This window comes from Roseivivax halotolerans (assembly GCF_900115815.1).
Taxonomy (GTDB): domain Bacteria; phylum Pseudomonadota; class Alphaproteobacteria; order Rhodobacterales; family Rhodobacteraceae; genus Roseivivax; species Roseivivax halotolerans.
Window position 1 is genome coordinate 254,466 of sequence record NZ_FOXV01000005.1, and the last position, 11,306, is coordinate 265,771.

Consider the following 11,306-nt stretch of genomic DNA (forward strand, 5'->3'; position numbering starts at 1 on the left):
TGGGCCGTCGGTACGGACGCATCAGCGTCGCGGAGCGACAATGCCGCCACCGTCCGAGAGATCCGCGCGTGCGGAATCTTCCGGCTAAGCCTTGCCTGGCAAATTCTTCCCATAAGCAGAACTTCCGAGATAGCCGCCGGTCTGGTAACGAAGCTGCTTGCGTGGATCCACGTCATTCAGGATGGTGCCGAAGACATGGGCGCCGCTCCTGTTCAGCCTGGCATGCGTTTCACGCAATTCGTCGGATTTCGTGCGGCCCCAGCGAACCACGACCAGAACTGCGTCGGCAAGCGAGCCGAACCGACATGCATCGTTTAGGACCAGGACGGGCGGCGTGTCTATGACGATCAAATCGTACTGCGTCCGCAAATGCGGAAAAAGCTTGGCTTTCACCTCCATGAGAAGATGAGGATTTAGGCGGCCCTGAGCGCCGACGGTGACAAGATCGAGACCCTCCGCCAACCGTCGAGGCTGTTCATCGGCGCCGACCTCCGAGTGCTCCTCAGAGGCGTGCTTCATGATAGGCGGTTCTCCAAGCTCGGGCGGGTCCTCCTCTTTGTCGATTTTGTCGATTTTATCGACCATCCACTGAAGCGACATCGACGCTTGTTTATCACCGGCAAGCTCCGTGACGCCTTGGTCGTGAACGTCTAGGTCCAAGACAAGAACGCGCAAGCCATCCCGCGCAGCAGAGCCCGCCAATGAAAGTGCAACGGTGGATTTGCCTTCATTGGGAAGGCTCGACGTGACCATGATTACTTTCGAGCGGCTTGTGCGATAGACGTTCAGCCACAATGTCAAAATTCCGCGCAGACCTTCGTTAAAGACCGACCGTGGATCGGTCGACAGGAACTGCAACGGCGTCGGTTTGCGCCGCATGATGCCTCGGCGCGGGATGCGCGCAACCGAGCCGACATTCGTCAGGCCAGTAAGCCGCTTGATGTCCATTTCTGACCAGACACGCCGATTCAAAGCCTCGAAGAGCAGCGATGCCACGAAGGCAAGGATAACCGCCGCTAGGAAGCTCAGTGCCAACGCAACCTTCGTATTTGGCCAGTCTGGTTCAACGGGAACGCGAGCCTCGGTCACGTGCCGCGCCGAGCGCGGCACGAAGTCGAGTTGGGTTTCGAGCTCGTAAAGACGGGAGATCGCTTGCTGATAGCGGGTTTGCTCGAGCTCCAGAGCGCGCTCCATGCCGCCGAGAGACAAGCTTGCAGATGTATGTCTTCGCAGGCGGTCCTCGGCCTCGGCCAAATCGGCCTCGCTACGCCGAACTTCCGCGGATCGGCCCGGGTCGCCTGCAATTGTCGTAAGCAGTGTCGTCAACTGCATCTGTTCTGCGACGAGCCGATTCAGGCGGGTCGGGTCATCGAGATTGTTTTCACGCACAAAGTCGGCAATCTTCATCTCCATCGCACCGACATCGGCGGACATCTCTTCGACGCGGGCCTCGAGAAACGTGACGGACCGCTGGATCTCGGATCGCCGTTCCGACGTCGTGCGCTGGATGTATGTTTCCGCGACGCCATTGGCGATGGCGGCCGTAAGCTCGGGGTCCGCAGTCTCTGCGACAATCTCGATAGCCAGACTTTCACCCGAGCGGGACACCGAATAGCTTGCCAGAAGCTTGTCGATCAGCACGGCCTGCCGCTCCGCCTCTGAGATTGGCGGAGCATCGGCAGCCCGTGCGAAAGCCGGCTCGTCATCGAGCGACAGACGCTCTGCGAGACTTGCTGCGAATTCGCGAGATCTCAGAACATCTAATTCTGTCTCGACGATCGAGCGCGACAAGTCGAATGATTCAAGCTGTGCCAAGGCTCGGTCTATGCGCGTTTCTTGCTGCGTCAGCACGAGCATGGCGCGAGTGACAAAGCGTTCCTCCACCGTGCTCAGGTAATAAAGTGCGGCAGACATGACGGCCAAAACAATGAAAACGGCGATCTTTGCTTGACGCCGAAGGATGACCAACAACTCCGCAACGCCTATCCGTTCATCGAACGATTGCGACGACTCGATCATCATGGGTGTGAAGCTTTCCTGCGCGGTCATCCGCAGATCTCCAGTCCGATGGTCAAACATCTGCTACGGTCGGCCGCGCAGGACCGCTGACGGGATCGGGTCGCCGGCCACCTCGTCAATCGTGTGGCGCGTGCATCTCGACCGCCGGGTTCGGCGGCCGGCACGGCAAAATGAAAAGCTGTATTCAAAACCCGAACGGCCTTCGCACCGCGAATGCACGGGAATGGACGATCGAACGGGCGAGAACACGGAAGGTCAACGCTCGCCAAAGAGGTGTCGATGCGTTGCATGAATCCCGGAAAAGCTCCTTTGGTTTGTAGCATCACCACGGAAAACATTTGGATAAAATCGGCAGACAATATCTGAACCCAAAGCACGATAGCCCGAAAGCAGAAGACCTGAGAACCGACCTTTCGGATAGCCTCCCCCTTCATCAGGGCTAGACGCTCGTGCCGGGCGGGCGGGAATTTGTATCTTTCGGGTGGATGACCTCGAGGGGTATCTAGGCTCGAGCGGTCGTCGTGATCGCAGGAAAGGCATTGTCGCGGGGCAGGTACCGATCCGGCGGTTTCCGGTGACAGGCCGGTGGCGAGCCCGGACAAGACCCCATCCACCCGCCTCATGCTGCGGCCCGTTCTTTCCGGGCTTGCCGGAAGAAGAGCCACATGCAGCCGCAAAACCAGAACACGCTGAAGAGCACATGACAGCCCATCGCACCAAGCGCACCGGCGAGCAAAACTGCCGGGGCGAAAGCCGCGGCAAAGCCGATGGTCACGAGGATGGCGAGTATCATCAGTTCGCGGTCCAGGCCCATGCTCAGAAGGGCAGGGAGGAAGGAAACGCCGGCGAGGTTGATCACGATTGCCACCAGTTGCAGCTGCACAATGGGCACGGCATCCAGAAACTCGACGCCGAACAAGGTCCGAACGATGAAGGGAATGAGCAAAGCGAGCGGTACGAACACGATCGCGACGATCGCCAGCGTCGTCCGCGTGATGAACCAGATCAGTTTGTCGAACTGGGCGCGTTCTCCGCGTACCCACATCCTGGCGAGTTCGGGGAACAGCACCTGCGTCAAGGTCCGGCCAAAACGCTGCACCGCTTTCCCGGAGCGCTTCGCGACCTGATAGAAGCCGACGATGGTCGGGCTGACGAACAGGCCGAGGGCGAGGACGTCGAAGCGGGTCACCGCTTGACGCAGGACTTGGCTGGCATTGGTGTTGAACAGGAAGCCGATGAACCGCGGATTCTCGGCCAGGGCCTGCCGCACCGATCCGGAGCGGAGCCGCGGGTATCCGCGTCGACGCATCTCTCGAAGGGATAGAAAAAAAACCACCAGCCCATCCGCCACGCCCTGCAGGAACAGAAGTGTGACGAACGCCCAGATGCCGAGATCGAGGGCCAGCGCGATAAGCGCCACGACAAGCCGTCCGATCGCGATGCCGGTATCGCTTATCGCAAGGAGGTCGAACCTGTCGAACATCCGCAATATGGCGATGCCAGTCGGCCGGAACGAGAAGAACAGCGATGCTGCGGCCAGAAGGATATAGCGATAGCCGTCACCGCCAAGATCGAACCATGTGGAGGCCCAGTATCCCAACAGGATGGCGATAACACCTGACAGACAACCGCCGACAAGGTCGATGACGATGGACAATTTCACGAGGCGCGAAAAGGCTTCACGATCGTCGGCTTCGAGCATCCGCGCTGCGTATTTGATGACGGCTTGTGTCGGCGGCCATCTGACGATCAGGTCCACCGAACGAATATAGGCCTCCACCAACGCGAGGATTCCCACCCCGGCGGGACCAAGCGCGCGTGCCGTGACCGCCAGGGTGATCACCCCCAGAACCCCGATCGTCGTGGAGCTGACCACAAGGATGCCGGTGTTGCGCATGATGCGGGAGATCACGTCGTCGAAGTGGACCAACCGCCGGACGCTTCTTGCGATACCGCTCATCTCAGGCGACCTTCGAGGCGCGCGGCGCCCGGTTTCGATGAACCCGCGAAAGACCCATCTCGGCGATCAGGTGCGCGTTCACCGCGTGTATGTCGAAGGCCTGCTCCGCCCGCTTCCGCGCCTGCCTGCCCATTGACGCTACGCTCTCGGGAGCGTCCAGAAAACGCCGCATCCGGTCCGTCAGCGCATCCGTATCGCGCGGTGGCACAAAATAGCCCGACACACCCTCTTCGATGGTATCGCCACAGCCCGGCAAATTCGTGGTGATCACTGGCCGGCCCTTTGACATCGCCTCGAGGATCGAGCGGGGAACGCCCTCGCGGTAATAGGAAGGAAGGACAAAGACCGACGCCGCGTCGAGGAAAGGGCGAACATCGCTGGTCTCGCCGCAATACTCGACCGCGCCCGATTGCCGCCAAGTTGCGACTTCTTCGGGCCCGATACCGTTCGGATTAGGATCCAGCGGTCCCACGATCCGAAATTGCGCCTCAGGCCAGTCCTCCCTCAGCCGTCTCGCTGCCTCAACGTATTCCCGGACCCCCTTGGCGGCCAACAGCCGCGCAATCAGCAGGAAACGGGGCGCACCCTCGGGCAGGGGACTCTGAGCGAACCGATCTAGGTTCACGCCTGTCCCTGCCACCCGGATCAGCGATGTGTGCCGATCGATCATCCGAAGTTGGCGGATCTCGGCCTCGTCCGCGCCGTTGTAGACAAAGACACGGTTCACGCCCCTGAGCCCGCGACGATAGAGCCAGGTGGACAAGCCGCGCAGGATCCTGGCCTTGCCGCGCGGTTCGGGGTCGGCGAAGACGTGGCCGAGGCCCGTCATGAGCGCGTACCGTTCCGGGATACGCAGCAAACGTGCGGCGATGCCGCCGTAGATGACGGGTTTCATCGTGTAGCTGATGACGACATCCGGGCGCAGCTGACGTAATTTGGTGAACAAACGAATGAGAAGTGAGACGTCGGCAAATGGATTGGTGCCCGTCCGTGCCATCTCGACAACTTCGAAGGCGCATCCTTCGCGTGCGAGGATCCGCCGAACCTGGTCGTCGTCTTCAGGTGCAAAGGCCGTAACGGAATGTCCTTCGGCGATCATCGCCCGGATGAGGTCGAGCCGGAAACGCACCAGGCTCTGCGCGTAGCTGCTGATCAGCGCGATGGACTTGGCTCGGGACGTAACCGACCTCATCGTGCCGACATCTTCTTTGCAGGACTCGGACCGAGCATGGGCGAGACGACGTTTGTCTCGTCCAATGTTTGCTGAACGGGCATGCGGCGTGGCGTGCAAGCTCCAACTTCAGACTGATAAGCCGAAATTTGCGTGAGGCTCGCTGCAATTCTCGGTTGGAAGTGCGCGCGCACGGCCCGGGACAGATCGACAAGAACAAGGTTATGCGTCACGCGGTTCTTCCTTGGTATCGCCTTGATACTGGCCGCACGATGGCCCTGCGTAAGTCCCGGCACGGGCCAGACGCGGGCCAGACGCTCACAAGTATGGCGAGAGTCCGGTGTAGCGCGCCCTAAATCAATTCAACTTCCGACACGGGTTTAACCGATGAGTATCGGGCTTTACTCCCTTCGGGTGAGGATTGCCCTCAAAGCGTGGCCCGAGCCGACCCGACTAATCCACTTTTGCGCGCCACCTCTGCCAGGTTGGCTGCCTGTTTTCGCGTCGTTTCGATGTTGAGCCGCCGGACCGCGATGATCGCTCCATCCCGGAGCGTGCTTCGTTTGGCACCGACCCGGACCGAAAGGGCTAGTCTTCTACCGAGACGGCCAATTGTTCCATTCGGCACCGCCGGTAGCTTCGGATCGACCGCATGCGGAGATCCGATGCCGAGATTGCTTGAGATATTTCTGACACTTGCCTTGTCGGTCGTGGCTCTGCCTCTCGGCTGCCTTGTCGCTTTGCTTGTCTGGGCGGGGCTCGGCCGCCCGATCTTTTTCCGGCAGGTCCGATCGGGACAAGGCGGTCGCCGGATCGTCATCTTGAAATTCCGCTCGATGAACGAGGACCGCGATGAAAGCGACGCCCTCTTGCCGGACGAGGCGCGTACCAACGCCATCGGCCGTGTGATCCGCCGGTTCCGGGTCGACGAGATCCCGCAGCTGCTGGCGATCCTGCGCGGCGATCTCGCCCTCGTGGGGCCGCGGCCATTACTGCCCGAAACGTTGCGCGCATTCGGTACCGATGCCGTTCTCCGAGGACGTGTCCGCCCGGGCATGACTGGCTGGGCACAGGTCAGTGGCAACAGCCGCCTGACGGATGCCGAGAAGGTCGCGCTCGATCTGTGGTACGTGGATCATCGCAGCGCCGCTTTGGATATGGCCATCCTAGGGCTGACGGTCGTCACTCTTTTGCGCGGAGAGGCCAGGGCCGAGGCCCGGATCCGTGTCGCCGCCGACGTTCTGCGCAGACGCGCTGTCGAGGCGCCACCCCCCAGCCTCTCGCCGGGCCGGCCATGATCTTCGAGACTGCCCATACTGGCCCGGTCCTGGTGATCGCTCCGCATCCTGACGATGAGGTTCTGGGCGTCGGCGGCACGATTGCGCGGCTGACTGAAAAAGGACGCGAAGTCCACGTGTGCATCGCGACGCGCGGCCGCGCCGAGCGGTTCGGTCGGGATCAGGTCGAGACGGTCAAGGCAGAGGCCGCGGCCGCCCACGACATCCTTGGCATTCATCAGACGCACTGGCTGGACCACGCGGCGGCAGAACTGGATACGGAGCCGCACGGTGCGCTCAATCGCAGCCTTGCGGACCTTGTCGGCCGCATCGGCGCGCAGGTTCTGTTCTTGCCGCACCCAGGCGACATCCATCTCGACCATCAGCTGGTGTTCCTGTCCGCCATGGTCGCCTCCAGACCGGCGCAGCAGGAATATCCTGAGGCCATCTACGTCTATGAAACCTTGTCTGAAACCAACTGGAACGCGCCTTATCTGACGCCGCCCTTCACGCCGAACACGTTCGTCGATATCGGCGATACCCTTCAGACCAAGCTCGATGCTTTCGCGGCCTTCGCCAGCCAGGTCCGTGCGAGCCCCGCGGAACGCTCTATCGACGCGCTGCGCGCGCTGGCGACCTTGCGCGGCGCCACCGTCCACCGGAAGGCCGCGGAAGGCTTCGTGGCAGTCCGGCAATGCTATTGAACGTATTTTGAGAACCTAACAAAGGATTGAACTTATGCGTATCGCGATGATTGGAACCGGATATGTCGGCCTCGTCTCCGGCGTCTGCCTGTCGGATTTCGGGCATACAGTGACATGCGTCGATACCGACGCGGCAAAGATTGACCGGTTGCGCGCCGGGCAGGTGCCCATCTACGAGCCCGGGCTCGACCAACTCATGGTCCGCAACGCCGAGGCGGGCCGGCTGCGCTTCACAACGGACCTGGCCGAAGCGCTGGAAGGCGCAGATGCGGCGTTCATCGCGGTCGGCACGCCGTCCCGCCGCGGAGACGGGCAGGCGGATCTGTCCTACGTGATGGCCGCGGCGCGGGATGTGGCGCGTCTTGCTCACGACGGTCTGGTCATCGTCGTCAAATCCACGGTCCCCGTCGGAACCAATGCGCGCGTCGCCGCAGAAATCGCAGCCACCGCCCCGGATCTGTCGTTCGACATCGTGTCGAACCCGGAGTTTCTGCGCGAGGGGGCAGCCATCGAGGACTTCATGAAACCTGATCGGGTCGTTTTCGGCTGCAAGTCCGAGCGCGCGGCAGGTGTCATGCGGGACATCTATCGCCCGCTTTTCCTGAGATCCTTTCCCATCGTCGAGACCGATCTCGAGTCTGCGGAGATGATCAAGTACGCGGCCAATGCGTTTCTCGCGACGAAGATCACCTTCATCAACGAGATCGCGGCCCTGTGCGAACGGATCGGCGCCGACGTGCGCGAAGTCTCCCGAGGGATCGGCCTGGACGGACGCATCGGTCCAAAATTCCTCCATGCCGGACCGGGCTATGGCGGATCGTGCTTCCCAAAGGATACGCGCGCCCTGGCTCGCACCGCGCAGGAAGTCGGAATACCGCTGCAGATCGTGGAAGCTGTCATCGGCTCCAACGAGACGGCAAAGCGGCGCGCGGTCGAGAAGATCTTCGAACTGTGCGACGACAGCGTGGCGAACAAGACCATCGCGGTCTTGGGCGTGACCTTCAAGCCAGGCACGGACGATATGCGCGAAGCCCCCGCCCTGACAATCGTTCCCGCGCTGATCGGGGCGGGAGCGCATGTCCGCGTCGTCGATCCCAAGGGACGCGTCGAAGGCGCCGCGCTGCTGCCCTCTGTCACGTGGGAGGACGATGCCTATGCTGCCGCAGCGGATGCGGATGCCGTTGTGCTACTGACCGAATGGAACGCTTTCCGCGCGCTGGATCTGCCAAGGCTGGCTGGAGGCATGCGCACGCGTCGCTTTGCCGATCTGCGCAACGTCTACCCGATCGACGCCCTGCGCGCCGCCGGCTTTGATCGGATCGTCGGCGTCGGGCGTCCAGGCTATGGCCAACGCGATGACGCGATTGTTCTGGCCGCGGAATGACAACCTTGAACGCGCAGAGCGTCACAGAGCGTGACTTTCAGAGAATCGCGTTGTTGCGCCTGAAGACCGGCGGCCTGCATGCCGGTACATTGCAGGCCCTCAGACATCGAATGGATTGAATGTGTCTTTCCACATCATAACGGATTTCTCGCGGATGGAAGGCGCTCAGGTGATGCTTGCGCGCCTCTTGCGGCAAGGCTTGGATCCCGATCCTGTCGTCGTGTCGCTCAGGGGGGTCTCCGACGACGCCAGAAAGAGGGCCGGCGGTCACGATATCCGCTACTATCCGCTCGGGATGACGGGACTTTCCCGTGTGCCGAACGGGCTGTGGACGCTTGCCCGCATCCTGCGGCGCGAGCGTCCCGAAGCGATCCTTTGCTGGATGTATCATGCCGCTTTGCTGGGTCTGCTCGCAGGGTTCCTTTTCGGCCCTCGGCCCCGCGTCTACTGGACGATCCGGCAATCGCTCGACGATCCGCAGGCGTTCGGACGAACGCTTCGTCTTACGGTCCGAGCGGCGTCGGTCTTCTCGCGGTTCTGCGATGGGATCATCTACAATTCCCGGCGCGCACTGGTCCAGCACGGAAAGGCCGGCTTTCACAACGACATTGCGGTCGTGATCCCGAATGGCATCGAGATGCCCGCGCACCCCAATCACAAGGCCCGCGTGCCGCGCGTGTTCGGAATCGCTGCGCGCCACCATGCGCAAAAGGATCACCCGACGTTCTTGCGGGCGGCAGCGCGCCTGCTTGGTCGCGTGCCGGATGCGAAATTCGTGGCAGCCGGGCACGGCATGACTTGCGAAAACCAAGAACTCGCGCAGCAAATACGAGCTGCCGATCTGGATCCTCAGAGCATCGAGCTGCTGGGGCCGCTGACCGATATGGACCCGTTTTACAGAGCGATCGATGTCTTGGTTCTGTCCTCACGGACAGAGGGCTTTCCCAACGTCGTCGCGGAGGCCATGTCCTACGGAATACCTGTGGTGACAACGAATGTCGGAGACGCGGCGACCATCGTAGGGAATACGGGCGAAGCGGTGCCCCCCGGAGATGACCGGGCCGTCGCCGAGGCAATGGCAAGGATGTGCGGCTTCGAGCCCGCAGCTTATGCCGAACTCTCGCGGCGCGCAGCACGGCAAATCCGCGAAAACTACGAGCTGGCAGCAATCGCCGCGCGTTATCAATCCGTTCTGGATGCAGACAGGCTTGAAACGCCGGTCTGGCATCGGTGCTAGGGAGTCGGTTCAATGTGCGGGATAGCCGGTTTCATCACTTCCGCGCCCAGTGAGTCGTCCAACGCCAAGGCGATCCTTGCGCGCATGACCGAAACCCTTAGCCATCGCGGCCCCGACGCCGATGGTCACTTCGTCGATCCCGGCGGCCGCGTGGCGCTCGGCCACCGCAGGTTGGCGATCATCGATTTGTCCGAAGCCGGCGCGCAGCCGATGCGCTCGGCCAGCGGCCGCTTCGAGATGGTCTATAACGGAGAGATCTACGGCTTCGGCGGCATGCGCGACGCGCTGGCGGCGGAAGACGTGATCTTTCGGGGGAGCTCCGATACCGAGGTTCTTCTGAACGGTATCGAGAGATGGGGTATCGAACCGACGCTGCAGCGCGCGACCGGGATGTTTGCCTTCGCGGTTTTCGATCGCGCGACGAATTCGATGATTTTTGCGCGGGACAGGCTCGGCAAGAAGCCCCTCTACATCGGATGCCGAGGCCGAACGACCGCCTTTGCCTCGGAGCTTAAGGCGATACGCGCGCACCCCGATTTTTCCGACCTTACGCCCGACCGCCGATCGGTCGCTCTCTATCTCCGGTACGGCTATGTGCCGGCACCTCGCTCGATCTACGAAGGCGTCGTGAAATTTCCAGCGGGTCATTGGGCGACCATCCCCGTGGAGGCTTCCGTTTCCGATCCAGCCGACATTTTATCTTGCGCCCGCCCGTACTGGTCTCTCGAAGAGGTCATCGCGAAGGGGAGGGCCGATCCCTGCACAGATGCAGCGCAAGCCATTGAGCGTGTCGATGAGGTTCTGTCGCAAGCAACCGCGGAACGGCTCGTGTCGGATGTTCCGGTGGGTGCGTTCCTTTCGGGCGGAATAGATTCCAGCCTGATCGTGGCGCTGATGCAGGAACAGGCAAGCCATCGCGTGTCGACCTACACCGTCCGCTTCGACGACGACGCGATCAACGAGGCCGATGCGGCCGCCCATATCGCCAAGCATCTGGGAACCGCTCATCATGAGCTGACCGCCTCAGCGGCAGACGCATTGGCGCTGGTATCGGACATGCCGGTGGTTTTCGATGAACCGTTTGCGGACCCGTCACAGCTTCCTACGCTGCTGATCTCGCGACTGATCCGCTCGGATGTCACGGTTGCCCTGTCGGGTGACGGTGGAGACGAGTCGTTCGGTGGGTATCAGCGGTACTGGGCCGCCGATACCTTCGAGCGGTATTCGCGTTTTCTGCCCAGAGCGTTTTTTCAAGCGGCCAACGGTGTGCCCTCGGCACGTCTCGATACTGCCATTTCGATGGCCCGCGGAGTGTTGCCTGCCCGCGTCGGAAAACAGATCAGCACGGACAGGCTGAAGAAGCTGACACGTATTGCCGCTGAACCCTCGTTCCGGGCGCGCTATGGTCAGTCCTTCACGATGTGGTCGGACCACGATCTGGTCCCCGAGGCACGATTGGGTGAGAACGGCGGTGGAAAAGTCGGCCACGGGAGCGGCGGGATGAGCCTGCTGCGGGCGGCGTAAAAGTCGGCCACCTTTGCCCTTTCTGGTGAC

The 11,306-nt window shown here is 61.8% G+C and carries 8 protein-coding genes; 5 read left to right on the forward strand and 3 right to left on the reverse strand.

Annotated elements, in window-relative coordinates:
- Positions 1-84: 84 nt before the first annotated feature.
- The 3 genes from BM171_RS09485 to BM171_RS09495 form a co-directional block, all read right to left on the reverse strand.
- Positions 85-2,049, reverse strand: a complete 1,965-nt coding sequence (locus BM171_RS09485; RefSeq protein WP_175497525.1) for a GumC family protein — start codon at positions 2,047-2,049, stop codon at positions 85-87.
- A gap of 589 nt (positions 2,050-2,638) precedes the next feature.
- Positions 2,639-3,979: a lipopolysaccharide biosynthesis protein gene (locus tag BM171_RS09490; RefSeq protein ID WP_093011045.1), complete on the reverse strand. Its 1,341-nt coding sequence runs from the start codon at positions 3,977-3,979 to the stop codon at positions 2,639-2,641.
- Position 3,980: 1 nt separating this feature from the next.
- A complete protein-coding gene (locus BM171_RS09495) occupies positions 3,981-5,171 on the reverse strand; it encodes a glycosyltransferase family 4 protein (RefSeq protein ID WP_093011048.1) in 1,191 nt (396 codons plus the stop codon).
- A gap of 644 nt (positions 5,172-5,815) precedes the next feature.
- On the opposite strand from BM171_RS09495, the gene BM171_RS09500 reads away from it, so the two are divergent.
- From BM171_RS09500 to asnB, 5 genes are all read left to right on the forward strand, one after another.
- Complete coding sequence (locus BM171_RS09500) at positions 5,816-6,448, forward strand: sugar transferase (RefSeq protein WP_093011051.1); 633 nt, start codon at positions 5,816-5,818, stop codon at positions 6,446-6,448.
- Positions 6,445-7,131 carry a PIG-L deacetylase family protein gene (locus BM171_RS09505; protein WP_093011054.1) on the forward strand — a complete coding sequence of 229 codons (687 nt, stop codon included), beginning with the start codon at positions 6,445-6,447 and terminating at the stop codon, positions 7,129-7,131. The genes BM171_RS09500 and BM171_RS09505 overlap by 4 nt, the downstream gene beginning before the upstream one ends.
- 34 nt (positions 7,132-7,165) lie before the next feature.
- On the forward strand, positions 7,166-8,515 hold the full coding sequence (locus tag BM171_RS09510) for a UDP-glucose dehydrogenase family protein (RefSeq protein ID WP_093011057.1): 1,350 nt from the start codon (positions 7,166-7,168) through the stop codon (positions 8,513-8,515).
- Between the two features lie 121 nt (positions 8,516-8,636).
- Positions 8,637-9,752: a glycosyltransferase gene (locus BM171_RS09515; RefSeq protein ID WP_217646692.1), complete on the forward strand. Its 1,116-nt coding sequence runs from the start codon at positions 8,637-8,639 to the stop codon at positions 9,750-9,752.
- A gap of 12 nt (positions 9,753-9,764) precedes the next feature.
- Positions 9,765-11,276, forward strand: a complete 1,512-nt coding sequence (gene asnB / locus BM171_RS09520; RefSeq protein ID WP_093011063.1) for an asparagine synthase (glutamine-hydrolyzing) — start codon at positions 9,765-9,767, stop codon at positions 11,274-11,276.
- Positions 11,277-11,306 lie beyond the last annotated feature (30 nt).